Source organism: Amycolatopsis sp. NPDC051045 (assembly GCF_040682955.1).
GTDB lineage: Bacteria > Actinomycetota > Actinomycetes > Mycobacteriales > Pseudonocardiaceae > Amycolatopsis.
On record NZ_JBFBCC010000015.1, the window covers coordinates 146,664 to 171,144 of the forward strand.

Annotated in this window: 28 protein-coding genes and 2 pseudogenes; 16 read left to right on the forward strand and 14 right to left on the reverse strand. The window is 69.5% G+C overall.

The window, feature by feature from the left end; genetic code table 11:
- Window positions 1–396: 396 nt before the first annotated feature.
- The 3 genes and pseudogenes from AB0M80_RS30905 to AB0M80_RS30915 form a co-directional block, all read right to left on the reverse strand.
- Window positions 397–1,089, reverse strand: a complete 693-nt coding sequence (locus AB0M80_RS30905; protein ID WP_364571975.1) for a phosphotransferase — start codon at window positions 1,087–1,089, stop codon at window positions 397–399.
- A gap of 401 nt (window positions 1,090–1,490) precedes the next feature.
- Window positions 1,491–1,673, reverse strand: a pseudogene (locus AB0M80_RS30910) (transposase domain-containing protein); the annotation flags it as partial.
- A gap of 137 nt (window positions 1,674–1,810) precedes the next feature.
- Window positions 1,811–2,467, reverse strand: coding sequence for a hypothetical protein (locus tag AB0M80_RS30915; RefSeq protein WP_364571977.1), 657 nt, complete (start codon window positions 2,465–2,467; stop codon window positions 1,811–1,813).
- Window positions 2,468–2,715: 248 nt separating this feature from the next.
- Between AB0M80_RS30915 and AB0M80_RS30920 the strand changes: the two genes are divergently transcribed.
- Window positions 2,716–3,000 (forward strand): hypothetical protein, encoded by a 285-nt coding sequence (locus AB0M80_RS30920; protein WP_364571979.1) that lies wholly within the window; start codon window positions 2,716–2,718, stop codon window positions 2,998–3,000.
- Between the two features lie 447 nt (window positions 3,001–3,447).
- Here AB0M80_RS30920 and AB0M80_RS30925 read toward each other — a convergent pair whose 3' ends face one another.
- Both AB0M80_RS30925 and AB0M80_RS30930 read right to left on the reverse strand, forming a co-directional pair.
- Window positions 3,448–4,209, reverse strand: a complete 762-nt coding sequence (locus AB0M80_RS30925) for an MFS transporter (protein WP_364572184.1) — start codon at window positions 4,207–4,209, stop codon at window positions 3,448–3,450.
- A pseudogene (locus AB0M80_RS30930) lies at window positions 4,098–4,478 on the reverse strand (hypothetical protein); the annotation flags it as partial. The pseudogene AB0M80_RS30930 and the gene AB0M80_RS30925, both read right to left, overlap by 112 nt.
- Here AB0M80_RS30930 and AB0M80_RS30935 point away from each other — a divergent pair.
- The 4 genes from AB0M80_RS30935 to AB0M80_RS30950 all read left to right on the forward strand — a co-directional run bounded on the left by AB0M80_RS30935 (window position 4,410) and on the right by AB0M80_RS30950 (window position 6,560).
- Window positions 4,410–5,159, forward strand: coding sequence for a TetR/AcrR family transcriptional regulator (locus AB0M80_RS30935; protein WP_364572186.1), 750 nt, complete (start codon window positions 4,410–4,412; stop codon window positions 5,157–5,159). The pseudogene AB0M80_RS30930 and the gene AB0M80_RS30935 overlap by 69 nt on opposite strands.
- A gap of 116 nt (window positions 5,160–5,275) precedes the next feature.
- Window positions 5,276–5,509, forward strand: coding sequence for a hypothetical protein (locus tag AB0M80_RS30940; protein ID WP_364571981.1), 234 nt, complete (start codon window positions 5,276–5,278; stop codon window positions 5,507–5,509).
- A 29-nt stretch (window positions 5,510–5,538) separates the two neighbouring features.
- Complete coding sequence (locus AB0M80_RS30945) at window positions 5,539–5,691, forward strand: hypothetical protein (protein WP_364571983.1); 153 nt, start codon at window positions 5,539–5,541, stop codon at window positions 5,689–5,691.
- 134 nt (window positions 5,692–5,825) lie between these two features.
- On the forward strand, window positions 5,826–6,560 hold the full coding sequence (locus AB0M80_RS30950; protein ID WP_364571985.1) for an MFS transporter: 735 nt from the start codon (window positions 5,826–5,828) through the stop codon (window positions 6,558–6,560).
- Here the strand turns inward: AB0M80_RS30950 and AB0M80_RS30955 are convergent.
- Together AB0M80_RS30955 and AB0M80_RS30960 are read right to left on the reverse strand one after the other, a co-directional pair.
- Window positions 6,550–7,257 (reverse strand): alpha/beta fold hydrolase, encoded by a 708-nt coding sequence (locus tag AB0M80_RS30955; protein ID WP_364571987.1) that lies wholly within the window; start codon window positions 7,255–7,257, stop codon window positions 6,550–6,552. The two genes, AB0M80_RS30950 and AB0M80_RS30955, sit on opposite strands and share 11 nt — an antisense overlap.
- 28 nt (window positions 7,258–7,285) lie before the next feature.
- Entirely contained in the window at window positions 7,286–8,458 is a 1,173-nt protein-coding gene (locus tag AB0M80_RS30960) for a YbfB/YjiJ family MFS transporter (RefSeq protein ID WP_364571989.1), read from the reverse strand.
- 76 nt (window positions 8,459–8,534) lie between these two features.
- On the opposite strand from AB0M80_RS30960, the gene AB0M80_RS30965 reads away from it, so the two are divergent.
- Window positions 8,535–9,122 (forward strand): TetR/AcrR family transcriptional regulator, encoded by a 588-nt coding sequence (locus AB0M80_RS30965; protein ID WP_364571991.1) that lies wholly within the window; start codon window positions 8,535–8,537, stop codon window positions 9,120–9,122.
- Between the two features lie 175 nt (window positions 9,123–9,297).
- On the opposite strand, the gene AB0M80_RS30970 is transcribed toward AB0M80_RS30965, so the two are convergent.
- Window positions 9,298–9,873 carry a WHG domain-containing protein gene (locus AB0M80_RS30970; protein ID WP_364571993.1) on the reverse strand — a complete coding sequence of 192 codons (576 nt, stop codon included), beginning with the start codon at window positions 9,871–9,873 and terminating at the stop codon, window positions 9,298–9,300.
- Window positions 9,866–10,702, reverse strand: a complete 837-nt coding sequence (locus AB0M80_RS30975; RefSeq protein WP_364571995.1) for an alpha/beta hydrolase — start codon at window positions 10,700–10,702, stop codon at window positions 9,866–9,868. The genes AB0M80_RS30970 and AB0M80_RS30975 overlap by 8 nt, the downstream gene beginning before the upstream one ends.
- Window positions 10,703–10,836: 134 nt before the next feature.
- Here AB0M80_RS30975 and AB0M80_RS30980 point away from each other — a divergent pair, with 134 nt between their 5' ends.
- Window positions 10,837–12,042: an Ig-like domain-containing protein gene (locus AB0M80_RS30980; protein ID WP_364571997.1), complete on the forward strand. Its 1,206-nt coding sequence runs from the start codon at window positions 10,837–10,839 to the stop codon at window positions 12,040–12,042.
- Window positions 12,043–12,064: 22 nt separating this feature from the next.
- Here the strand turns inward: AB0M80_RS30980 and AB0M80_RS30985 are convergent, their stop codons facing one another.
- Complete coding sequence (locus AB0M80_RS30985) at window positions 12,065–12,964, reverse strand: LysR family transcriptional regulator (RefSeq protein WP_364571999.1); 900 nt, start codon at window positions 12,962–12,964, stop codon at window positions 12,065–12,067.
- 90 nt (window positions 12,965–13,054) lie between these two features.
- On the opposite strand from AB0M80_RS30985, the gene AB0M80_RS30990 reads away from it, so the two are divergent.
- A complete protein-coding gene (locus AB0M80_RS30990) occupies window positions 13,055–13,900 on the forward strand; it encodes an LLM class F420-dependent oxidoreductase (RefSeq protein ID WP_364572001.1) in 846 nt (281 codons plus the stop codon).
- 112 nt (window positions 13,901–14,012) lie between these two features.
- Entirely contained in the window at window positions 14,013–14,837 is an 825-nt protein-coding gene (locus AB0M80_RS30995; RefSeq protein ID WP_364572003.1) for a DUF72 domain-containing protein, read from the forward strand.
- A 17-nt stretch (window positions 14,838–14,854) separates the two neighbouring features.
- Here the strand turns inward: AB0M80_RS30995 and AB0M80_RS31000 are convergent, their stop codons facing one another.
- Window positions 14,855–15,184: a hypothetical protein gene (locus AB0M80_RS31000; protein WP_364572005.1), complete on the reverse strand. Its 330-nt coding sequence runs from the start codon at window positions 15,182–15,184 to the stop codon at window positions 14,855–14,857.
- Window positions 15,185–15,367: 183 nt separating this feature from the next.
- On the opposite strand from AB0M80_RS31000, the gene AB0M80_RS31005 reads away from it, so the two are divergent.
- The 4 genes from AB0M80_RS31005 to AB0M80_RS31020 all read left to right on the forward strand — a co-directional run bounded on the left by AB0M80_RS31005 (window position 15,368) and on the right by AB0M80_RS31020 (window position 18,321).
- Entirely contained in the window at window positions 15,368–15,577 is a 210-nt protein-coding gene (locus AB0M80_RS31005; protein ID WP_364572007.1) for a hypothetical protein, read from the forward strand.
- A 29-nt stretch (window positions 15,578–15,606) separates the two neighbouring features.
- Window positions 15,607–16,410, forward strand: a complete 804-nt coding sequence (locus AB0M80_RS31010; RefSeq protein ID WP_364572009.1) for a hypothetical protein — start codon at window positions 15,607–15,609, stop codon at window positions 16,408–16,410.
- 183 nt (window positions 16,411–16,593) lie between these two features.
- On the forward strand, window positions 16,594–17,451 hold the full coding sequence (locus tag AB0M80_RS31015; RefSeq protein WP_364572011.1) for a hypothetical protein: 858 nt from the start codon (window positions 16,594–16,596) through the stop codon (window positions 17,449–17,451).
- 108 nt (window positions 17,452–17,559) lie between these two features.
- On the forward strand, window positions 17,560–18,321 hold the full coding sequence (locus AB0M80_RS31020; protein ID WP_364572013.1) for a PIG-L deacetylase family protein: 762 nt from the start codon (window positions 17,560–17,562) through the stop codon (window positions 18,319–18,321).
- 69 nt (window positions 18,322–18,390) lie between these two features.
- Here AB0M80_RS31020 and AB0M80_RS31025 read toward each other — a convergent pair whose 3' ends face one another.
- Window positions 18,391–19,224 carry a helix-turn-helix transcriptional regulator gene (locus AB0M80_RS31025; protein ID WP_364572015.1) on the reverse strand — a complete coding sequence of 278 codons (834 nt, stop codon included), beginning with the start codon at window positions 19,222–19,224 and terminating at the stop codon, window positions 18,391–18,393.
- 119 nt (window positions 19,225–19,343) lie between these two features.
- Here AB0M80_RS31025 and AB0M80_RS31030 point away from each other — a divergent pair, with 119 nt between their 5' ends.
- The gene (locus AB0M80_RS31030; RefSeq protein ID WP_364572017.1) at window positions 19,344–20,411 is read left to right on the forward strand and encodes an aldo/keto reductase; all 1,068 of its coding nucleotides are present in this window, start codon (window positions 19,344–19,346) and stop codon (window positions 20,409–20,411) included.
- A 2-nt stretch (window positions 20,412–20,413) separates the two neighbouring features.
- On the opposite strand, the gene AB0M80_RS31035 is transcribed toward AB0M80_RS31030, so the two are convergent.
- Complete coding sequence (locus AB0M80_RS31035; protein ID WP_364572019.1) at window positions 20,414–21,586, reverse strand: epoxide hydrolase family protein; 1,173 nt, start codon at window positions 21,584–21,586, stop codon at window positions 20,414–20,416.
- A gap of 102 nt (window positions 21,587–21,688) precedes the next feature.
- On the opposite strand from AB0M80_RS31035, the gene AB0M80_RS31040 reads away from it, so the two are divergent.
- Entirely contained in the window at window positions 21,689–22,309 is a 621-nt protein-coding gene (locus AB0M80_RS31040; RefSeq protein ID WP_364572021.1) for a CGNR zinc finger domain-containing protein, read from the forward strand.
- Here AB0M80_RS31040 and AB0M80_RS31045 read toward each other — a convergent pair.
- Complete coding sequence (locus tag AB0M80_RS31045) at window positions 22,291–23,448, reverse strand: mandelate racemase/muconate lactonizing enzyme family protein (RefSeq protein ID WP_364572023.1); 1,158 nt, start codon at window positions 23,446–23,448, stop codon at window positions 22,291–22,293. The two genes, AB0M80_RS31040 and AB0M80_RS31045, sit on opposite strands and share 19 nt — an antisense overlap.
- Before the next feature lie 71 nt (window positions 23,449–23,519).
- Here AB0M80_RS31045 and AB0M80_RS31050 point away from each other — a divergent pair, with 71 nt between their 5' ends.
- Complete coding sequence (locus AB0M80_RS31050) at window positions 23,520–24,266, forward strand: FCD domain-containing protein (protein ID WP_364572025.1); 747 nt, start codon at window positions 23,520–23,522, stop codon at window positions 24,264–24,266.
- Window positions 24,267–24,481 lie beyond the last annotated feature (215 nt).

The following is a 24,481-nucleotide window of genomic DNA, read 5'->3' on the forward strand; positions in this document are numbered from 1 at the left end:
TCCTCGTGGAAGGGCCGAGATCAGTGGTATCCATACCGGCAACCCTGACGTCCCGGGCGCTGCGGTACCTCCCCCGCCAGGACGGGTTTCCTCCCCCTCGAGAGGGAGCAGCGGGGCCGCGGCTCAGCGCAGCCCGCCGACCTGAGCAAGGGCGGATGAGCGAGACGAACGGTGTCCGCGGTCCGGTTGCCGATTGTGCTCGCAAACCGCACTCAGGACGCCATCGGAGCCTCCGGCGCCGGTCTGAAAGCGCGCCGCGCGCGAAGGACCGCCGAGCTCATGCGGCCTGACCGAGCAATCACAGATTGCGGCCCGGCAATCGCGATCAAACGTCCACACATCGGCATTACCGGACGTGAGCGCGCGGTCAGCGGCATAAGGGGATATCCGTGTGGATCACCGAGCCAGGGCGAGTAGTTCGTCGATCGCCGGCTCCGGACCGTCATAGGTGAGGTGCGCGACGGCCACCATCGACGCGATGACCCGGCTCCAGGCATACAGCCTGTCTCCATCGAGTCCACACGTTGCCGCCATTCGTTGACAACGGGCCTCGACACCCTCGAATCCGGCACCGGCCACCACGTAGTCGACGGCATCGAAGCACGGATCACCCAAGCACGCCTTCGGATCGATCACGACCAGACCCCGCGACGGACCGCCGTCGAGGACGTTGCCGAGGTGCAGATCGCCGTGCAGCAACACAATGCTGGCCTGAGTGTCCAGCAACCGCCGCGCAGCGCTGTATCGCCCGCTGCCACGTGGGCTGGTCGATCCGCGCGCCGATGGCCGGTTCGGACAGCCTCCGGCCGATCCGGGCGAAGGCCTCGTCGCACGGCCGCGCAGGTCCCGCGGCCCGTGCGTGGGCGGACGCACGGCATGCAGTGCGGCGAGCAACTCTCCCCACAGCTGCGGCAAGGACGCCGGTGGCAGGTCCTCGGCTTCGGTGCCGGGCAGGATCTCCTCCAACACCATCGCCCCGGCTTCCGTGTCCGCGGACAACACGGCCGGTACCCGGCCCGATGGCGCGAACACGCGCAGCATCTCCACCTGCTTGGTCAACACTGCCCGATCCGGACTGAGCTTGAGCACCGCGAGCGTTCCGTCGCGCCATCGACAGCGCATGACGACAGACGAGGCCCGCTCGCGAACAGCTCACCGAGCACGACTCCCCACTGGGAGGCCACCCGCGCAGTGAGGGCCGGAGCCGGCCGCCGAACGGGCACTCGCCGACAACGACCCACTGCGTGGTCTCGCCAGCCTGATCGACGCCGCCACGAGCCTGGCGGCGCGCGAGCTCAACACCCTGGCTGCCGCCCGCAACTCCGGCGCCCTCACCGCCGAGGTCTACCGACCGTTTTACGAATCACTCGTACGGCTCGCCCAACGCGCGCAGCACGCCGGCGCAACAACCGGCGGTACACTGCCAGTGAATCGACGCCAACGTAAAATAAGTGACGGCGGTCTGTCGTTTGGTACGCTTGGGGAATGGTGAACAGGCATCCGGCCAGCAGAAGGTAGACCACGACACGCGAGGGCAGGTCCCGGGCTCTGGTCTGGACAGCGCGGGTTTCGATGAGGATCTCGTCGATTAGGTCGAAGGGCACGATCTGGGTCAGCTCGCCCAGATGACCTGGTGCGAACGGGCCTGGGGCCACGGTGATCGTGCGGGTGATGACAGCCTGAGCAGGCAGCGGAGCCCCTTGGTAGATGGTTGTCTCGCGAGGACAAGCCTGTCTACCGGGGCTCCGCTGCGTCATGCCTAGCAGCCCCTTGACAACACCCCACACCACCTAACTACACGGCATTGGGGCTAGTCCCGGATGTCGTTCCACTGGCCGCCACACCCGGTCTCGCCTCCGATGGCTGTGAAGCACACCTGGGTCCTGATCCGGTTGATGCCGCCCGGGAGGTTCGGGTTGCCGATGTTGAATTGCTCACCGGGTTCGTTGGAGATGTGGGAGTCCACCTTCGTGCTGCCCGCGAAGGCGTCGAAATGCGCGGTGGCGTAGCCGCCGGGGCCGACGACGCGAACGGAAACATTGGCCGTGCGGTTGCCCCAGGTGATGTCGCCTTCGGCGTACACATCGCATGGAGTGGTGGTCCAGCAGACCTTGAAATGATCAGGTGCCCACGCTGTCGTGGCCCCGGCCGAGCCCTGGCCCGCGAACAGCGTGCCGGCGAGTACGACCATCGCCGCGACCAGGATTTTCCCTTTACCAGCCTTCATGACGCCTCCCATTTCAAGTACTTCGGACCGTAGTAGAGCTCGGGATTCACGGGACAGGTCCGCGATCAGGTCGGCCGTGGTATGTGCGGCCGTGATGGGAACGAAAGAAGCAAAGACCATTGCGGTCGGCACGAAGGTCTTGTGCGCGCCAAGTTGCTCTCCCGCTGTGTCGTCCGTTGCCCGAAAGCAGATTTCGGCGTGGGCGTTTGTGCGGGTTCCCATCGGCGCCCGCGCCCACATGACCACTCAACCTTGCGAGAACCTGCAACGGGAAGGTATTCGAGCCAGTTCGAATCCACCGCGCTGACGGCTACCGTCGGTTGGTGCTCACGCTGAGGGGCGACGCCGAGACTGCGTCCAGGACGCGCTGGTCAACCATCCGGCGTCGGAGCATGAGCGGGCATCGGCTCGTTAGTCAGCTCCACTCCACTGCAGCCGATAAGAGGCCACAGGGGGGATCATTGGAGACGCATCGACTGGAGGATCCGATGGCTGTCGGAAGTGCGCAACGCCGCCAGGAACGCAAACCCCGCATCGAGGGGCAGTTCTCGTCCGCGGACGTCGAGGCCGCGCTCGATCTGCTCCACTTGGTGGACATGGCGTGGCACGACTGCTTCGGCCCACGCGAACTTGAGATGCCTGCACAGGTTCTCGACGATGTCCTGCTGCTGGCGGGGGGAACCTCGCAAACTGATCCGGATCTCTCGATCGGCTGTTCTGGACTCCGGGACATCCGAATGGCTGCGGACCGCGAGCGTGCGAAGAGCCGGTAGTGCATGCGTACATCCGCCGACGCCAACCGAGTCATCCTCTCATCGGGATGAGCGTGCGTCCGGACGGACGCTCGATCAGCGGCATGTGCGGACGTTGGCTCTGTCAAACGAACGCCCGGTGCAACTCGGGTTGAGGGCAATGCGTGCGGCCGAAGGCGTTCGATGCGGGGTGTCAGCATCCGGTGGGGAATGGTCATTGATGCAGGGCGCGGTCAGGCCGTGCCCGTGGTGCAAAGGAAAGCCGTGTTGGACATGGCGGGTAGCGCTGTCCAACACGGCGTCACTTCCTGTGTGCCACGAAGATCGTGGGGTGGGTTCAGCCGAAGAAGTTGTAGGCCTGGCGGATGCGGTCCTTTTCGAGCGTGAGGACTCCGTAGCCGGTGGCCACCGGTGCGGCTTGCTCACCGAGGTGCCACGAGTACAGGGCCACGTTGTTGTGCGTGCTGATCAGGTGGGTGAGGCCGAGAACGAGATCGCCCAGCTTTTCGCGTGACTGGCCGATCGCGCTGGCGACCGCGTCCCTGCCCTCGGCGGTCCAGTCCAGGTCGATGATGTCGGCGTCTTCGGTGAAGATCGCTTCGATCGTGGCCCGGCGCTGGTCATCGTTGACGTCGTGACGTCCTGGGAAGCTTCCGGCTGTCGTTTGAGCAGGAATGCAAGGAGCCCGCCGGCCATTGAGGCGATCCCGCCGGTCCAGAGCGCCACGCGAAGTCCTTCCACGATGGCGGTCGGCGCCGGCGCGGCTCCGGGGTGAAGGTCGAGGCCGGCGTTGGCGATGGCGACGAGCACGGCGAGGCCGATGGCGCCGCCGATCTGCTGTGAGGTGGTCGCCAACGCGGAGGCGACACCTTGCTCGCCGGGCGCGACTCCGGATGCTGCAGCGACGAACATCGCGGGAAAGGTCAGACCACCGCCGAGACCCCAGACGAGGAGACCGGCCAGCACCGTCCAGAACGAGGCGCCGGCGGCCATGCCAGTGGCGAGCAGGACCATCCCGATGCCGTTGACGAGCATGCCGACGAACAAAGGGGTGCGGACGCCCCACCGGCCGAGCAGAGCTCCGGTCAACTTCAACGACGCCGCCATCGAGACGAGAGTCAGTGGCACGAAAGCCAAACCGGCCTGCAAGGAGTTGTACCCGAGCACGTCCTGCAGGTAGGTGGTGAACAGGTAGTAAGCCCCGCCCAGGGCGGCCGCCGCGGCTCCCAGCGCCGGCAGCACCAGGAGGAACAGCACCCATTGCCAGCCCCAGGCGTTGGTGACCACGCCGCCCAGCAGTGCACCGGGGCGAGCCCGCCGCTGCCGGCGGCTCCCCACACCGACAGCGCGCGGTTACGGTCAGTACCTTCCGCGAAGCTCGTGTTGATCAGCGCGAGGGTCGCCGGGGTGAGCAATGCGGCGCCCAAGCCCTGAATGGCGCGCGCGCCCACCAAGGCTTCGGGACCGGCCGCGAAGCCCCCGGCCAGGCACGAGAGCCCGAAGAGGGTGAGCCCGAGAACGAACGTGCGCCGGGCGCCGAATCGGTCGACGATCCGGCCATCTCCCTGCGGGCGATCGCACGCGAGATGGGGATGACCGCCGGGGCTCTGTACGGCTACTACGCCACGCGCGACGACCTGATCAACGCGCTGATCGCCGAGGTGTACTCCTCGCTCGCCGACGCGGAGGAGGCCGCCCGCGACGCCGTGCCGGCAGAAGATCCCGTCGGCCGGGTGCTGGCCGTCGGTGAAGCATTCCGGCACTGGGCGATCGGGCGCCCCGAAGAGTTCCAGCTCATCTACGGCGACCCGGTTCCCGGCTACCAGGCGCCCGAGGGCGGTGCCGCGGCGGAAGCCGAACACCGTGCCTGTGCAGTGCTCACCGGACTCGTCGCGGCCGCCTGGCCGCAGGCCCGGAATCTGCTGTCCGACAGCGACTACGCGTGGTCCGACTTCGAGCCCGGCTTCACCGCAGTGATCAAGGAATCGTTCCCCGACCTGCCACCGGCGGCTGTCGCGCTGGCGATGCGGGTATGGGGCCGGATGCACGGCCTGGTGGCCCTGGAGGTCTACGGCCACCTCCGGCCCCAGGTGCGAGATCCGGCGAAGCTCTATCGCGCAGAGCTGCTCGACCTGACCACAACACTGGGACTCACATCGCCGACGAAACGTCCAACGTGAACACGGCTCGTCCCGGCTACAAGGCCCGGTCACGGACCGGATTCGCCTGACAGGCGATGGCCGACGGCCCGGAAAACCCGTCACGTGGACCCGCGTTGAGCCGGTACGGTCGCGCGATGACCAGCCTCCGCGAGTTCCGCCGGGCGTGCCACGAGGTGGCCCGGCGCACCGGCGGCCGGATCGTGGAGTTCCGGATCGCCGACGGTGTCACGCCGAACTTCCATCAGGGCGTCCTCGATTACGGCGGCTATCGCCTGTCGATCGTGTGCACCCGCGACCGGACCGAGCCGGTCGTGGCGGTCGCCGAGCCCCGGGCAATCGACGGAACGGCGGTCGGGCGGCATGGCTGACGTTCGTCGAAGCTCCCGACCTGGTCGCCGTGCTGGCGGAGTTCCCGGCGTTCCAGGCGCTGACCCCGGCCGACCTGGCCGGGCCGTTCGACGAGCGGACGTGGCCGGGGTACCACCCGGCGGACCTGAAGTACTGGGCTCCGGCTGATTTGGGCGAGGTGCTCTTCAACTACTGGGACTGACCGGAGTTCGCGCTGGGCGGCATAGGTTCGCGATTGCCCGGATCAGCTCGTCACGGCGGAGCTGTGTCCGGCCGCTGTCGGATCGGCTGCGCCGCCGACCGGACGTAGCCCCCTTGTCGGCGGCCGGGGTGAGCGTGGCCGACTTCCGGCAACGCCGTCCGGGCCCACCCCCGGCGCTATACGGTGAGCGCATGTACGTGACGCCGCCGACGCCGCCTGTCACTCGCCCGGTTGCCGCGCCTGCCTGGTGGCAGGCGTTGGGTCCGGGGTTCACGGCGCTGATCGGGCTGTTCATGCTGACCGTGATCTACCGGTTCGACGGCATGTCCGAGCTCCAGCGCGCTCTCGGCTTGTCCAGCCAGAGCCTGCTTCTGATCGGATTGGTCACCTATCTGGTCGGGGCGGCGCTGACGGTGCCCGTCGGGTTCCTGCTCGGCGCCCGCTTCCCCACGGGGGTGGCCGTCTCCGCGACCTGCTTCCTGCTCTTCGGCGTCGTGCTGGCCGCCTTCGCCGGCGCCGGGGGCCTCCTGATGGCCGGCCGTGCCTTCTCGGGGTTGGGCACGGGCGCGGCCGCCGGCGCGACGGTCGCGCTGATCCTGAAGCTCCGCGAGCGGCGCGGCATCGTCGCCGGGGTGACCGCCGCGCTCGCCGTGCTCGCTCTGGTGCTCGCGCCGGTCATCGGCCGGATGATTTCCGAAGCGGTGGGGTTCCGGGTGGTTCAGCTGGTCGCGATTCCGTTCCTGCTCCTCGCGCTCGTCGTCAACGGGATCGTCGGTCTCGTCCGGCTTACCGCGGCCAAGCGCCAGGCGCCGCCCGTCCCGAACGGATCGGGCGCAGTACCGGACGACGGCCGCCGGTTCACGGCGTGAAGCGGCCCTCTTCGAGGGTGTCATCCGACGGTCGGGCGATGTCGAGCAGGATCTTCAGCAGGTCGTCAGGCGCGTCCCGCATGAGGTTGTGTCCGCCGTCGAGTGCGTGCGTGGTCCAGGAAGGATCCTGACTCAGACGCTCGTAGACGGGGGTGAAGGGCGATTCACCGTCCCATCCGGCGGCGTAGACGTAGTCGCGGCGCCGGAACCGGTTCGCCTCGCCGGCCAGGCGTAGCGGTTGGAGCAGCGAGGCGAGCGGGTGCGGGGTGGCCCGCGAGTCGAAGAACGGCAGGGGACGGGTGGCGTACCCGCTGTCTTCGACGTCGAGGTACCACCGGCGTTCCTGGTCGGAGACCAGGGCCCAGCAGGAATCGCCGTGCGCGGGTACGACGGCGTCGAGGTAGACCAGGCAGTCCACTCGCTCCGGCATGCGGTCGGCGGCCCCGGTGATCACCATCCCGCCGTAGCTGTGGCCGACCAGCACGGCATCGTGGACGTTCTCGGCCGCCAGCAGGGCGGTCACGTCCTCGATGTGGGTGTCGAGGTTGACCCCGCCGTGCAGGAGGTGGCTGCGTTCGCCGAGGCCGGTCAGCGTCAGCGGGTGGACGGCGTGGCCCTGCCGGCGGAGTTGCCCGGTCAGGTCGGCGAAACACCAGCCGCCGTGGCACATGCCGGGAACGAGGACAAAAGTAGCCATGTCAGTGCTCCGCGTGGTTGTGGGTGGTTCACCGGATCTCGGCGTCGAGTTCCGGGGACGTCGGGGGTCGTGGCGCGGGACCTGGTCGGACCGGCGCCGCCGCCAGCACCGCTGCCGCGGCGCACAGCGCCGCGGTCCAGGCCAGGGGTGCGGCGGTCGAGGTGTGCTCGGCGAGGATGCCGCCGAGCCACGGGCCGATGGTCTGTCCCGTGGCGAACAGCATGGTGAACGCGGCGAGGGTGGCGGTCCAGTCGGCGCGGGGAACGGCGGTGTGGATGTGGGCGGTGACGGCGGCGGGCACCGCCATGAACGTCGCCCCGTAGGTGATGGCCGAGGTGATCACCACGGCAGACGAGCCGGACAGCAACGCCAGTGCCGCGCCGCCGGCCAGCACGCCGAGCACGAGAGCGAGGGCGCGCGTGCCGGGCCACCGGGTGATCGGGCGGCTCCACAGGACCGGGGCCGCCACGACGGCGGCACCCAGCATCGTCCACGTGAGCAGCACCTGCGCGACCGGTGCGTGCCGGTCGGCCAGGTACACCGACAGGAAGGTGATGTAGGTGATGTAGCCGGCCGCGAACAGGAAGTACGCCACGGCGACCCTCCACAGCGGACGCATCCGGGCCCGGCCGACCGCACCGCCCGGCCGTTCCTCGCCGGTTTCCGCCGCCGTCCAGCAGAGCAGGGTCGCCAGCCCTGCGGCGGCCCCCAGGCCGAGCCACGCCACCTGCCAGCGATCAGCCAGTCCCGGGACGGTCAGTCCACTGAGGACTATTCCCAGGCCCGTTCCGGCGAAGTAGACCGTGATGGGGACGCTGGATCCGGCTCGGGCGGCGGCTCGGGCCGCGATCACCCCTCCGGCGATGAACACCACCGCCCCGCTCGCGCCGGCCACCGCACGGATCGCCAGCAGCACCGCGAAGACGTCGCTGGCCGCCGTGCCGGCCAGCGCCAGCGCGGTGACGACCATGCCCCAGCGGAAGGCCGCGGCTGTGCCGCAGCGGCGAACCAGGGCGGCCGTCGCCACGGCGCCGATCAGGTAGCCCAGACCGTTCGCCGTGCTGATCGCCCCGGCCTCGGCCAATGTCCACCGCAGGTCCTGCCGCATAGCCGGCACGAGCAGCCCGTAGGCGAAGCGGGCGAGGCCCAGCGCGGATGCGGTCCCGAGTGCCAGCCGCGCGGCCCGCCAAGTCGCTGTCATCGCCCTCCGTTGATCGAACCGATCAGTACCATCCGGACGCTAGCACAGTGATCGAACCGATCGGTACTATCGGGCTATGCCGGTCTCCAAGGGTTCGACCATCGATCCGGAGCGCACCCGCGCCACGATCTTGCACGCGGCCACCCAGATGCTTTACGAGTGCGGGCTCGACGGCATTGGTGTAGCCGGGCTCTGCACCCGCCTCGGCATCTCCAAGGAGACGCTTTACCGGCACTTCGGCACCAAGGACGGTCTCGTCCAAGCGATGCTCGAAGCGCGAAGCGACCGGGTCATCCGCTGGCTGACTGACGCCGTCACGGCCGCGGGCGACGATCCCGCCGACCAGCTCACCGGCGTGTTCGATGCTCTTCAGGGGTGGTACGACGAGCCGGCTTTCCGTGGCTGCGGACTGCTCAACGCGGCCACCCAGCACCACACCGGGGCCGTCCGGGCCATCACCGCCCGCCATCTCGACCGCTACCTCGAACTCCTCACGAAGATCGCCGACCGGGCCGGAGCCACCGACCCCCGTGTGCTCGGGCAGCAGCTGCTCATCCTGGTCGAGGGGGCCACCATCGTGGCCGACCACCACGACCGCGCCCACGCGGGCGAACACGCACGCCAGGCCGCACTCACCCTGCTCGCCGCCACTCAGCGCCGTTGACAGGGCGCCCGGTCATCGGCGAACAGGCGTGGGTCCGGCGTCGACCTCGGCGGGCACGAGCACGTGGCGGGGAACGGACGTCGCTGCTCCGCATCCTGACTCCCTTCCTCGCCGCCGACCAGCCGGCCGGATCGCGCGACCGCACCCGTCTGCGGTAGCGGACATCGGCGGGCGATCAGTGGTGGTCGTTCAAGGTGCGTAGACCGTGATCGATGAAGTTGATCATCCAGGTGAAGCTGACGTCGACATCCGCGTCGATCCGGAAGTTGCCGGCTACTTCGAGGGTGGCGAATCCGTGCAGGATGGTACGGACCATCCGCAAGGCGTGAATCTCCTGGCTCGGGTCGATCCGGTAACCGTGCAGCATGGCCGACCAGGAGGCGAGCACCCGGCCGGCCGCTGCGATGAGCGGGTCGTCGGGCCCGGTCGGTTTGACCGCGTTGCCCGCCGCGTACCGACCGGGGTGTTTCTTCACGTACAACCGCATCGCGTGGGCGCCGGCGATGAGGGCGTCGCTGCCGGCCCGGCCCTGGGTTGCGTCGCGGATGGCGTCGGCGAGTTCGGTCATGGCCAGGGTGGCGATCCGGTGGTTCAGGTCGGCCTGGCTGGTGACGTGCTTGTAGAGCGAGGGCGTCTTGACCCCGAGTCGCTCGGCGAGCAAGCCCATGGTGAGCTGGGGGAACCCGATCTCGTCCGCCAGTTCGGCGCTGACCTCGGTGACCAGTGCCGGGGTGAGCCCGGCCCTAGGCACGAGTCAGCGTCCTGGCCAAAAAGGGCAGGGTCAGCGCGAGCACCTCATCCGGCATCTGGACGTGCGGGTAGTGCCCGGCGCCCTCGATGACCACGAGTTCACCAAGACCCGCAGGCAGGTCGGCGATGATCCGCTCGCCCTCGGCGCGGGGGTCGGCCCAGTCCGGGTCGACGCTGCCCTCGATGACCAGGACCGGGCACTGGACGTTGGGCAGCTGTTCACCGGCGTCGGCCGGGCTGCTCTTGCACATGGACTGCATCGCCTTCATCCTGCCGGGCTCGCTCAGCTTGGCCACGATCCGGGCCAGTTCGCTGTGCCAGTCGGCGGGTTTGACCGGCATCGCGACGTCGAGGTACTTCTTCCAGCCCTCGACACTTCCTCCCATGATCACCTTCGCCATCTGGACGTAGCCGGCCCGGAAGCGCTTCACCCGCATCAGCCCGCCGAGGTCGATCGACTGCTTACGGGTGAACGGCGCCAGTTCGACGACACCGGTGATCACATCGGGTGCGGTGGCGGCCGCGATGGTCGCGGCACCGCCGCTGATCGACTGACCGACGATCACGGCCGGACCGCCGAGATGACGTACGACGGCGACCAGGTCGCCGGCGATGGCGGTCCGGCTGTAGCCGTCCCAGCCGACGCTGGAGTCGCCACAACCGCGGATGTCGACGTTGGCCACCCGGTATCCCTGCGCGGCCAGGGCCGGGGCGAGGAAGCGGTAGGAGTGGCGGCTGTCGCCGAGGCCGTGGGCCAGGACGACGAGGGGGCCTTGTCCGGTCACGTCGTAGGCGATGGTGTTGCCGTCGATGCTCAGGTGCTGGGTCATGGTGCCTTCCGCGGAACTGGCTAAGGTTGATAGCCGAAAAGCTAGTGCCATTAGCGAGCCTTGTCAACATGTTCTCGAGAGATCGGATCGTTACCCAACTTCGGAGGGGGTGGGACGTCTTGTGGAGCGTGAGAATGATCCGCATCGCCGGGCTCGGCCTGGTGGCCCTGCTGCTGGCTGCATGTAGTGGGCAGAGCGAGACCGTCGGGGCTGCGCAACCGGCCGGAGTGGCCGGGACGGCGGCAGTACCCGGGGTGCCGGCCGCGACGGTGGCGTTCGCCGCCGAGGGCGGGGACCAGCTGAGCCCCAAGGACCCGATCGTCGTCAAGGCCTCAGGCGGCACGTTGCAGGCGGTCGCGGTCACGAACCCGCAGACCGGCAACGCCGTCAAGGGCGATCTCTCGCCGGACAAGACGACCTGGACCAGCAACGATCGCCTCCGGTACGGGGCCACCTATCAAGTGGTCGCCACCGCGGTGAACCAGGCGGGTGCGGCGACCGAGCAGCGCGGGGAAGTGCACACGCTCAAGCCGGCCGGGGTCGCCACTCCTGCGCTCTTTCAGCCGGCGTCGGGCGATTTCGGCGTCGGCCTGGTCATCGGCCTGAAGTTCGACCACGACATCACCGACAAAGCCACGGTGGAGAAGTCCTTCAAGGTGACGTCCTCGCCCGCGCAGGACGGCGGCTGGTACTGGGTGGGCAAGCGCGAAGTGCACTTCCGGCCCAAGGACTACTGGAAGGCCGGTTCGACCGTGAGGCTCGAGACCACGACCTTCGGCGTGCCGATCGGGGGCGGCGTGTACGGCGGCCAGGACGTCTCGGCCACCTACAAGGTGCACGACTCCTGGGTGGCCAAGGCGGACGGCAAGACGCACCAGATCAAGGCGTTCCACAACGGGCAGCTGGTGAAGACCGCGCCGATCAGCATGGGCAAGACCGTCGACACCCCGCCGCGGGGCCCGACGCCGACCTTCAACGGCACGCACACCGTGCTGTCGAAGGAGGCCTCCAAGATCATGGACTCCTGCAGCTACGGCGTGTGCGAGGGCGACCCCGGCTACTACAAGGCACCGGAGAACTGGAACGTCCGGATCTCCAACGACGGCGAATACCTGCACGAGAACCTGAAGACGGTCGGCGTGCAGGGCAGCGACAACGTCTCCAACGGCTGCCTCAACATGAACACCGAGAACGCCAAGTGGTTCTTCGACAACTTCAACGCCGGCGACGTCGTCGAGATCACCAACTCGGGCGGCCCGCAGCTGTCGATCAACAACGGCCACGGCGACTGGGCCATCAGCTGGACCGCCTGGCAGGCCGGCAGCGCCCTGCGCGGCTGAACCCCGGTCGTGCGGAAAAGCCTCATCGCGGCGGTCCGCCGCAGAGGCATCGGGTGCAGGCGTCGACGACGACGTGCACGGCGCGACGGTCGTCCTTCGCGCGCCAGGCCACGGCGAGTTCGCAGGGGCCGAGCCCCTGCACGGGGCGGCACACGACGTCGGCGCGTTGGTAGATCTCGGCGTTGCCCGCGGACAGCAGCACCACGCCGAGGCCGGAGCCGACGGCTTCGAGGGACTCCTCGGCGGTTTCGGCCTCGGCGACGATCCGGGCCGGTGCCGGGCGCCGGTCGTTTCCCAACCAGAACTCGCGAAGCGGTCCTGCTGTGCGGGGGAGCGCGATGAACGGCTCGTCGGCCAGCTCGTCCAGCGGGACGACCGTTCGGGACGCGAGCCGGTGACCGGCGGGCAGCGCCACCCAGCGCTCCTCGGTGGCGACGACCTTCCACGCGTACTCGCCGTCGTCCGGGATCGGTAGCCAGGCGACGGCCACGTCGACCTCGCCACTCGCCAGTCCCACCGTGGGGTCGCTCCACGGGATCTGCCGGAACAGCAGCTTCCAGCCCGGCAGCAACTTCGCCATCCCGGCCGTGACGTTGGGGACGAGGCCACGGCCGATCCGGGTGTGGAAACCGACCGTCAGGGTCGTTCGCTGCGCGGTGACGGCGTCGGAGACCGCGCCCCGCGCCACCGCCCACTGCTCGATGATCCGCTGCGCCTGCGGGAGCAGGGCCGCACCCGCGGCGGTCAACGCGACGGCGTGGTGGCCGCGATCGAAAAGGGTGACGCGCAGCGAGGTTTCGAGCCGGCGGATCTGCTTGCTCAACGACGGCTGGGCGATGAACAGCCGGTGGGCCGCCCTGGTGAAGCTCAGCTCTTCCGCCACCGCGACGAAGTAACGCAGGTCCCGGACATGAACATCCATAGCCGAAGGCTATCGCCGCAAGTCTTGGACGGCGGCCGCCGAGCGGCCCGACGATGGGAAGTGATCATCGACGGCCGGAGGGTGCGGGGCATGGAACTGGGAGTGTCGGGACTGAACGCCAAGGCCACTTTGGGCCCGGCGGAGACGGTCAAGCTGGCGCGGCTGGCCGAGGACCTCGGCTATTCGTCGTGGTGGGCGGGCGATCACGTGGTGCTGCCGAGCCCCCGGGTGGCGGATTCGCCGATGGAGCCGACCGACCCGATTCTCGACCCGCTGGTGCACTTGTCCTACGTCGCGGCCGTCACCCGGCGGCTGGAGCTCGGGACGGGGATCGTGATCCTGCCGCAACGCAACCCGCTCGTCCTCGCCAAGCAGGCCGCGAGCCTGGACGTGCTCAGCGGTGGTCGGCTGCTGCTCGGCGTCGGCGCCGGGTACCTCGAACCCGAGATGCGCGCGGTCGGCGTCGCGATGTCCGGCCGAGGCAGGCGCACCGATGAATACCTCGATGCGATGACCGCGTTGTGGACCGCCCCGGCTCCCGCGTACCAGGGCCGGTTCGTCGCGTTCCGTGACGTCGACGCGCATCCCCGCCCGGCGCGGCCAGGCGGGCCGAAAATCGTGATCGGCGGGCACAGCCCGGCTGCCTTCCGCCGCGCGGTCACCCGCGGCCACGGCTGGTTCGGCAACGGCACGCTCGACGACTTGCCCCGGCACCTTGCCGGGCTGCGGCGGGCCGCGAGCGAGGTCGAGCGCCCGGAACGGCTGGGCAAGCTGGAGATCAGTTACCTGCCCCTCGATCCGGTGGTGGTGGAACCGCGCTCCGCGCAGCGCTACGCCGACCTCGGCGTGGACCGCCTGGTGATCTACCCGCTGCCGCTCGAGGATCCGTCGGACGTCGCGCGGTTCCTGGAACACCACGCCGGCCTGCCGCACTGACCCGGTTCACCTCGACCGGCCGCAGCCTGCGGCTCGGCTACCGGCAATAAACTGTTTCCCTCACGATCGAGGGGAGCTGACGCCGGTGGCACGTCTTCATGTCGGTTGCGCGATGTGGACCCACAAGGCGTGGCCCGGGCGGTTCCTGCCGCCGTCGCTGCCGGCCGGGGAGCGCCTGCGGGCCTACGCCGGCTGGTGCAACGCGGTCGAGGGCAACACCACCTTCTACGCGACTCCCGCCCGGAACACCGTCGCGGCCTGGGCGCAGCAGACCGGCCCCGATTTCCGGTTCGTGGTCAAGCTGCCCAAGGTCGTCACGCACGAGCGCCGGTTGGTCGGTGTCGAGGCCGAGATGCGGGCGTTCCTGGACGCGATCGAACCCCTCGGCGAACGGGCTGTCCTGTGGACCCAGTTGCCGGGTTCGTTCGGTCCTTCGGACGTCGATGCCCTCGGCCGCTTCCTGCGCCGGCTCCCCGCCGGCCGGCGGCGCGCCGTGGAGGTGCGCCACCCCGGGTTCTTCACCGACGCCCGCTCGACGTCGCTGCTGGAGGGGACGCTCGCCGAGGCGGACGCCGAGTGGGTGCCGTTCGACACCACGGTGTTCTTCCGGCGCCCGCCGGTGAGCGAGGTCGAGCAGGATACCTGGGCCAAGAAGCCGCGGCTGCCGCGGCGGACGCGGGCCCTGACCGACCGGCCGATCGTCCGCTACCTGGGCCGGGATTCGGTCGAGGAGACGGTCGAGGGCTGGCGGCCGTGGACCGAGGTGGTCGCCGGCTGGTTGCGCGAGGGCCGGTCGCCGACGGTTTTCGTGCACACCCCCGACAACGACGCCGCGCCGGCGCTCGCCCGCCGGTTCCACGACGACGTGCGAGCACTGGCACCCGGCCTCGACGCACTGCCCGAGCCGGGGCCGGTCGAGCCCGCGACCCTGTTCTGAGCGCCGTCGCGGCCGGGTCAGTTGCCCTGGCTGGTGCCACCGTCGGTGACGGCGCCGGCGGCGCAGTTGTACGGGCTCTCGCCGTCGGCCTCGTGCTCGCCCGGCGACAGGATCGGCACGCCGAGGCCGTTGAGCGAGTCGTGGATCGGGACCTGGACGCCGAGGACGTTGACGTCGTTGCCGCAGACGCCCGGCGTCACGTTGACGTTGTGCAGCACGTCGGTGTTGTTGAGGTTGACCAGGCCGGCCTGACCGTAGTCATCAGGGGTGCCCGCGGAGGCGATCCCGCCGGTGAGGAACGCGCCGGCGGAGAGGGCGGCGGTGATCAGGCCGATCTTCTTGATCATGGGGATCTCCTCGAGTGAGAACGAAACGGGAATCGGCGACGCCGGATGGTCGTGTGGGCAAAGCGTCGTCGGTGGGGAGGGTGCACACCGCGGTCGCGATTCACGCCTAGGCCACCCGATCGTGTCGCAAGAATCCGGGAAATTTGGCAGTTTTGTAGCTATATCGGGTGAATCTACGACGTCGTGCTCGAGGTGCGCCGGTTCGGCGTCGCGGACGAGTTTCCGCTGGTCGGCGGTGTGGTTGCGGCGCTCGGATCGAACGAATTGCCATTTGTGCGGCCCCGGAAGCGGGGTAAGGAAGGACCGGTGAATGGCCGGTGGTTATGGTGGAGCGGCCGAATCGGCGTGATTGATCGCCGGCGGCGGAAGAACGGTGAACAGGCGGGATCGTGACGAGTGCGACGAGGCGGGGAGGCGACACGGTGAATGCCGGTCGGATCCTCGGGCGCGCGCTGGTCGTGATCGGCGGCGCGGCCGCGGCCTGCGCGCTCGCGTGGCTGACGGCCACGGCATCGGCCGACACCGTCACCCAGGTCGCGGACGGGCCGATCGAGCCGGGATCCCCGGCTGTCGTGACGGCCATCGGCCACCCGGAACCGCCGGTGCTTTCACCGGTGACCGACTCCGTTCCCGTGGTACGCCGCGCTCACGACGCAGCGACGCCCGCCCTTGCCCCCGTGCGCGACCTGTCGGGAGCCGCCGCACACCCGGCCCGGCTGGCCGAGGTGCTCGAAACGAACGTGACTTCCGCGGTTCCCGCTACCGTCGTCGCGGTCGGGCGCATCGCCGTGGCGGCGACCGATCTGGCGGGGCTCAGCACGCCGGCCGAGGGCCTCCACGACCACGGTGAGAAGCCGCCTGTCGCGCTCGGTACCGCGGGGTCGGACGACGCCTTGCCGGCACCGGCGGACAGTGATCCGCGGAAGCGCTCGGCCGGCCGTTTCCCGGCGACGATCCCGGTTCGCGCTGCCGCGACCGCGGTTGCGGGTCAGCTGCACGCCGACGACCGGCCCGAGCACGGCGCCGCTGGGCCTGCCGGCCGTTCGTGGCTGCCGTCCTGCGTGGTTCCGGCCAGCGCCGGTCTGACGGCCGGCCACGACCACAGTGGCGGTGACGTGGCGCAGTCACGTCCCGTGGAACACCCGCAGCCGTCGCACCGCCGAAATGGCGTGCTCGGCCGAGCCGTGACAGCGGCAGAAATCCAGCCCGGCGTCACACCGGACTGACGTTCCCCGGCCTTCCAGCCGATAAACCCGCGTTTGCTCGCCTCGGGTGTGGTCGCGGCGGTCGATCCATGCGAATACCCGCTCGCGAAGCGTGGTCGCTTTTCGTCGCCCGTCGGCATTCTTGTTTTTATTCAGCCAACAATTTGTCACTTTCCCATTGTGTTGATCGAAGGAGTATTTGTCATGCGCATCCACACGAAGCGGACCCTGCAGGTCGCACTGGTCAGCGGCGGCCTGCTGATGGTGGGCACCGGCAGCGCCTCCGCGGCCGAGCCCGTCGACCCGGCCGCCCCGGCCTCGCCCCTGGACCAGCTCCTCACGACCGCCGGCCTGCACGACGTCACGGACACAGTCGACGGTGCCACCGACGACCTCCAGGCGACGCAGCCGCTGCAGCAGGCCGCGACCGGCGTGGATCTGCAGCACCCGGGCCAGGCCCTCGACTCGGTGCTGCCCGCCGCTCAGCGTCCCGCTCCGGCCACCGCCGCCCCGGCCACCGCGGCGGTGTTGCACACGGTGCCGGTGCACCTGTTCCAGCACGATCTGGCGCCGAGCGCCGAGGTCGGCGGCGACCTGCCGGAACCGAACCTCAACGCGCCGCTGGGCCGTGAGCTCGCGGCCACCGACCTGCCCGCTCTGCCGGCCACCGTGCCGCTGACGGCGACGCCGGACACGGCGCTCGACCGGGCCACGATCACCCCGGTCGACGGCCCGCTGCCGGTGCTGCCGCTGCACGGAGCCGTCTCCACCCAGCCCCTCGACCCGGCTGCGGGCACCCGGGTCACCGGCCTGCACACGTCCGACGTCTCGACGGACGACCAGCGCGCGGACACGCCCGCGACGACGCTTCCGCTGCTGGGCGGGCTGCTGCCGAGCACCAACGGAGTTCTCCCGACGCAGGCTCCGGTGCTGACCGGACTGTCCGACCTGACCCGGCTGGCCTCGCTCACCGGGCTGACCAAGCCGGCCGGGAGCACACCGCTGACCCAGCAGGGTCCGGGCGGCCTCGCCGAATCGGCGACCACACTCCTGGGCAAGTAGCAGCACAGCTCATCCCAGTTCAGGGCCGGACGCACACGTGCGTCCGGCCCTGAACTTTGTCCACGGTCGCGAGACGAGGAACGCGCGCGCGGCCCCTGATGCGGAAGGATGGCCGGCATGACATTGCCAGCTCTCCCCGAAGAGTCCTTCCGGCGCGTGCTCTGCGTTGTCGCGCACCCCGACGACATGGAGTACGGCACGTCCGCGGCCGTCGCCCGCTGGACCGCGCGCGGCATCGAAGTCGGCTATCTCCTGCTCACCCGCGGTGAGGCCGGCATGCCGAACCCTCCCGAGGAGACGGCTCGCCTGCGCGTCGCCGAGCAGCGGGCCGCCTGCGACGTCGTCGGGGTCAAGCAACTGACCGTCCTCGAGCATCCGGACGGGGTGCTCGTCTACGGTCTCGACCTGCGCCGGGACATCTGCCGGGAGATCCGCCGGTTCAAGCCCGACGTCGTCTACGGCACCAGCTTCGAAGTCGAGACGCCGTATGGTTTCGACCAGGCCGACCACCGTGCGGCCGGGCTCGCGACGCTCGACGCGATCCGGGACGCGGGCAACCGGTGGGTCTTCCCCGAGCAGGTCGACGACGAGGGCCTCGAACCGCACTCCGTGCGCTGGTACCTCGCCCCCGGGAAGGACGCGACCCACGGCGTCGACGTCACCGGTGAGCCGCTGCGCCGCGGCATCGCCTCGCTCGAGGCGCACGCCGCCTACTTGGCCGCGCTCCCGGACCACCCGGCTCCCGCCGACCTCATCCCGCAGTTCGCCGCGCTGAGCGGCAAGGTCATGGGCGTCGAGCACGCCGTGCTGTTCTGCGCCCACGATTTGCAGGCACCACCGCCGTTGCCCGCCGAAGCCACGCAGGACTGACTCGGGTCGTCGCATCCCCACAGGCAGGTGCCGTCGCGTCGGCGGGAACGGCGTGGATCCGGTCCGGCGTCACGGTGCTGTCAAGCGGTCCAGGGCCGCCTTGCTCTCCGCGGTCGCGGCGCGGTAGATCACCAGCAGGTGGTCCGGATCCTCGAGGGGCCTGAGGGTTTCGAACCGCATGGCGAGTACTCCGGCCTCGGGATGCCGCATCATCTTGGTCCCGCGGCCGTTGACCTTGACGTCCTGCTCGCCCCACATCCGCGCGAAGTCCTCGTTGCCCGCGGTGAACTCGGCGATCAGGCCGGCCAGCGCCCGGTCGTCGGGGTGTGCGGCCCAGGCGGCTCGCAAGTGGGCGATCCCCTCCCGCACCATGCGTTCGCGGTCGAGGTAGAAATCGCGCATCCGCGGGTGCATCAGGCACAACCACATCGAGTTGCGCTGAGACGGCGGCAAGGCGTCGAAATCGCCCAGCAGCCTGGTGAGTTCGGCGTTCCAGGCGAGAATGTCGTAGCGGTGGTTCAGGACCATGGCCGGCAGCGGTGACAGGTCGTCGACCAGGCCGACCAGCGGCGGCGCCGCGACGGTGACGAGCTCGTCGGCGTCCCGGGGCCGCTGCTGGGCCAGGTCGAACAGGTAGCTGCGCTCGTCGGCGGCCAGGCGCAGCGCCCGGGCCAGCGCCTCCACCACCGCCGCCGAGGGGCGGAGCCCCCGGGCCTGCTCCAGCCGCACGATGTAGTCGACGCTGACCCCGGCCAGTTCGGCGACCTCTTCACGGCGCAGCCCGGGGGTCCGCCGCGCCTGCCTGCGCGCCGGCAGGCCGAAGTCGCCGGGGTCCAGGCGCTCACGCCGGCTCCGCAGGAACGCGGCCAGCTCCTGGTTCCGGTCCACCGTGGAGGTCGTCATGGGTGGTGCAACCGCCTGGGTAGGACTCGTGTTCCCAGGAAGTTCCCTCCCTTACCCCCGGCTCGCCGCGATCGCAGACTCGCTGTCGACGGGAAAACAAGCGCAGGAGGAACCACAAAATGCCGCTCACCCTCGACACCTACCGGCTGCTGGGCCGCTCCGGGCTGCGGGTCTCGCCGCTCGCGCTGGGCACGGCGACCTTCGGCACCGAGTCCGGCTGGGGCGCCGAAAAGGCCGAGGCCCGCAAGCTGTTCGACATCTACGTCGAGCGCGGCGGTAACTTCATCGACACCGCCAACACCTACACCAACGGCAGCTCGGAGCGTCAGCTCGGCGAGTTCACCCGCGACAACCGCGAGAGCCTGGTGCTGGCGACGAAGTACACGACGCTGCGCCGGCCCGGTGACCCGAACTCCACGGGAAGTCACCGCAAGAGCTTGTCCGCGTCGGTGGAAAGCAGCCTGCGGCGGCTGAACACGGACTACCTGGACCTGCTCTACCTGCACGTGTGGGACTTCACGACGCCGGTCGAGGAGATCCTGCGCGGCATGGACGACCTGGTCCGGCAGGGCAAGGTCCTGTACGTCGCGATGTCCAACGTCCCGGCCTGGGAGATCTCGCGCATGCAGGCGATCGCCGACCTGCGCGGCTGGTCGCCGCTGGTGGGTTTGCAGATCGAGTACAACCTCGTCAACCGGGCCGCGGAGCGTGACCTGCTGCCGATGGCGCGGGCGATGGGGCTGGGCGTGACCCCGTACTCACCGCTGGCGGGCGGCCTGCTCACCGGCAAGTACAGCCGCGCCGACCTGGCCGCGGCCGACGCCGGGGGAAGCACTCGCAAGAGCTTCAACGCCAGCCTGGGCATGGTCACCGAACGCAACCTCGCCATCGCCGACGTGGTGAAGGAGGTCGCGGCGGAACTGGACCGCACACCCGCGCAGGTCGGGCTGGCCTGGACGCTGCACAACCCGGGCGTGACGGCGTCGATCGTCGGTGCCCGCACCGCCGAGCAGCTGACGGGCAACCTGGCCGCACTGGAGGTCGACCTGACCGCCGCCCAACTGGCCCGCCTCGACGAGGCCAGCGCGATCGAACTCGGTTATCCGCACGACCTCCTCGCGAGTGACCACATCCGCGCCGTCACCAGGGGGGCCTTGAAGATCGAAAGCCGCAGCAGCCGGCGGTGACTTCACCGGTTGGCGGCCAGCACCGCCGCGAGGCCTTCTTGCAGATCCTTGACGAAATACCCGGGAACCTCCAGCGACGGGAAATGCCCGCCGGCTTCGGGTGACCGCCATCGGACGATCTGCCGGTACCGCTCCTGGGCCCAGGGGCGGGGGCACTTCTCGATGTCGCGGGGATACATGGTGATCGCCGACGGGACGTCGACCCGGAGTTCGGGGTCGAGCGAGTTGTGGCTTTCGTAGTAAATGCGGGCTGCCGATGCGCCGGTCCGCGTCAGCCAATACAGGGTGACGTCGTCGAGAATGCGGTCCCGGGAAATCGTCTCGAACGGGCTGTCTTCGGTGTCCGTCCACTCGGCGAACTTGTCGAGGATCCAGGCGAGAAGCCCGACCGGTGAGTCGACGAGGGAGTAGCCGATGGTCTGCGGCCGGGTGGCCTGCTGCTTCGCGTACGCCGCGCGGTGGCGCCAGAAATCCCGGGTTTCCTCGGCCCACTGGCGTTCGATCGCCGTCAGTCCGTCCGTCGTCAACCCGGGCGGTCCCTCCGCGAACGTTGTGTGGATGCCGAGGACGTGCGCCGGGAACCGGCCGCCGAGGACCGTGGTGATGTTGCCGCCCCAGTCGCCGCCGTGGGCGGCGAACCTGCGGTAGCCGAGCCTTCCCATCAGTTCCACCCATGCGGCCGCGATCTTTTCGGTTCCCCATCCGGTCGTGGCCGGCTTGTCGCTGTAACCAAAGCCCGGTAGCGAAGGGGCCACGATGTGGAACGCCGGCGCGTCCGCGTCTTTCGGATCTGCCAGCTCGTCCAGCACGTCGATGAACTCGGCAATGCTGCCCGGCCAGCCGTGCGTCAAGATCAACGGAGTGGCGTCCGCGCGCGCGGATCGGCGGTGCAGGAAGTGGATTCCCAGACCGTCGATGGTCGTGCGGAACTGGCCGATGCGGTTGAGGCGCTCTTCGAACGACCGCCAGTCGTACCCGGTGCGCCAGTAGTCCACGACCTCGCGGAGGTCGGCCAGGGGAACGCCCTGTTCCCATCGGCGAGGGCCGGGCGCGGCGCGGTGGACCGTCTCGGCTTCCGGCAGCCGCGCCGCCGCCAATCGCGCGCGCAGATCGTCGAGGCCGGCTTCAGCTGCGTGGCCTTCGAATGCTTGCACGTCGCTGGTGGAACGGGGCATGAGACCTCCTCGCATCGCGGAACCGGCTACGACCTGTAGTGAACCGGCTTAGACGGTTCTACCAGGCCGTCGCGTCCGAACGCAACCTGCTAAGGTGGTTCCATGCGTGCCGAGTTCCCTGAATTCCGTCTCGGTACGGTGCTGGCGACCAGCTTCACGGGGACTCTGTCGGAGCGTCGTGGCCACCCGGTGGAGCGCATTCCCACGCCGCACCGGCTCGTCGACTGGCTGGCGGTGAACGGCCTCGCCGTGGACTCCTGCACCACCGCCCAGCTCGAACTCGCTCGGGAACTGAGGGAATCGATCCACGCCGCCGCGACAGCGGCCGCCATCCAAGACGCTCTCCCCGCGTCTGCTGTCCAAGTCATCAATGACCGCAGCACGCAGGGGCGGGCCGCGGCCATCCTGACGCCCGAGGGCCATCGGCAATGGCGGCTCAGCTCGGCTTCCTCCGTGGAAGATGCCCTGGGCGTGATCGCCGCCGACGCGATCAGCATCATCGCCGGCGAACGAGACGGAAAACTGGCCTTGTGCGCATCGCCGACCTGCCAAGCCGCTTTTTTCGACACCAGTCAAAGCCGCACCCGCAGATGGTGTGACATGAACACGTGCGGGAATCGTCAGAAGAAAGCGCGCTTCAACGCCAATCAGCGCAAAAACGCCGGGCAAAGCGGGGCAAAGCCGGATGACGATGCCACTGCTCGCTACTCGAACACTCCGTAGCCCGCGACGGCGTGGGCCCGGACGCCGTCCATGTCGAGCTCCACGCCGATGCCGGGAGTGTCGGGCAGCGTGATGTAGCCGTCCTTGACGATCGAGCCGCTTCCGTCGGGGGCGTGGACGTAGCTGTCCCACACCGCGCGCTCCTCGAGGGCGTGCCATTCCTGGACGAAGAAGTTGGAAATCGCTCCGCACTGGTGTGACGTGGCCATCGTGCCCAGCGGCGTCGACACCAGGTGCGGTGCGAAGGGAATGTAGTGCAGCTCCGCGAGGTTGGCGATCTTCTTGGCCTCGGCGAGGCCACCGCACTTCGGCACGTCCGGCTCGATGACGTCCACGGCGCCGCGTTCGAGCAGCTCGCGGAATCCCCACCGCAGGTAGAGGTTCTCACCCGCGCAGATCGGCGTGCGGGTCTGCGCGCGCACCCGCACCAGCGCGTCGACGTTCTCCGCCGGCAGCGGCTCCTCGAGCCACATCAGGTGGAACGGCTCGAGCTCCCACGAGATCCGGCACGCGCTCGGCACGTCGTAGCGGGCGTGGAGGTCGATGGCCAGATCGACGTCCGGTCCGATCGCCTCCCGGACGGCTGCCACGCGCTCGACCATCGAGCGCAGCTCGGCGGCGTTGATCGTGTGGTTGAAGGCGTCGAACTTGGCCGGGTGGTGCAGGTCGTCGACGTCGAACTTGATGGCGGTGAAGCCTTCGGCGACCATCCGCTGGGCCCGGTCGACGCACCCGGCGATCGAGCCCGCCGGGTCGTCGCCGTCGCCGCAGTCGGCGTAGAGGCGGATCCGGTCGCGGAACTTGCCGCCGAGCAGCCGGTGGACCGGCTGGCCCGCGGCCTTGCCCGCGAGGTCCCACAGCGCGAGCTCGATCCCGGACAGGGCGATCACGAACACCCCGCCCTGGGGGCCCGCGAAAACCCTGCTGCGGCGCAGTTTCTCCCAGCACCGCTCGACGTTGCGCGGGTCCTCGCCGATCAGGAGGGGCGTCAGGAAGCCGATCATTCCGACGACGGCACCCGCGCCGGCGTCGGGATTGGCCTCGCCGAACCCGCTGAGGCCCTCGTCGGTGTCGATCCGCACCAGCGTGGCCTGACCGTGGTACGCGACCACGGCCGTCGTGACGTTGACGATCCGCATTGCTCTCCCGCCGCCGGGTCGTGCGGATGAAGGACTGTCGCGATGTCCAACTTGTCCTATAAGCTGATGACATGCCAAGGAGACAAGAGTCTCCGGACGCTGTCAAGGTCCGGACCCTCCCGGTGCAGGTGGCGGCCCACCTGACCCGGCGCATCGTCAACGGTGACATCGAGGACGGCCGGGCCCCGTCCGAGCTCGAGATCTCCCAGGAGTTCGGGGTGTCCCGCGTGGTGGCGCGGGAGACGCTCAAGATCCTCGCCTCGCTCGACATCGTCGACGTCGCGCAGGGCCGCCGCGTCGTCGTGCGCCCCCGCGCGGAGTGGGACTACCTGAGCCCGTTGCTGATCGAGTGGCTGCCCACGGAGATCGTCGACGAGCTGCTGCAGGAGCTGCACCGAATGCGCGTGCTGCTCGAACCCGAACTCGCCGCGATGGCTGCGGCCAGCATCACCGACGAAGCGCTGGCCCGGCTCGGGGACGAGATCGGGCGCATGGCGGCGCTCGAAGCGGATCCCGAGGCCTACCTCGAAGTTGACCACGAGTTCCACATGGAGATCTGCCGGGCGGCCGACAACCGCATCCTCGACCGGATCATGTACTCCGCCCGCTGGCTCGGCACGGCCAGCCGGCGCCTCACCAACGAGGCGCCGGCCGGGCTGCGCCGCGCCACCGCCGAGCACACGGAGATCTACGAGGCGCTCGTGGCGCGCGATCCGGCCGGTGCCCGCGCGGCGATGCGCAGGCACCTGAGCAACAACTACTCCACGCTCCTCGCGGAGAAGGAGCAACGAAGCAAGCGGGCCGCACGGCGGCGTTAGCGCACGGCACGACCGAGTTCCGGAACCGATGACGAGGACGGACGAGGCATGGCAGCACCGGCGATCCCGCCGAGCCGGCCGGGGCTGATCGGCACCGCGCGGCACCTTCGGCGCCACCACCCCCACGACAGCAGTTCGGCGTCCTTCGCCGCATGAACGACCCGCAGCGCGGCGCCCGCCTCGCTGTCCCGCCGGTGGCAACGTCGCCCCGCGGT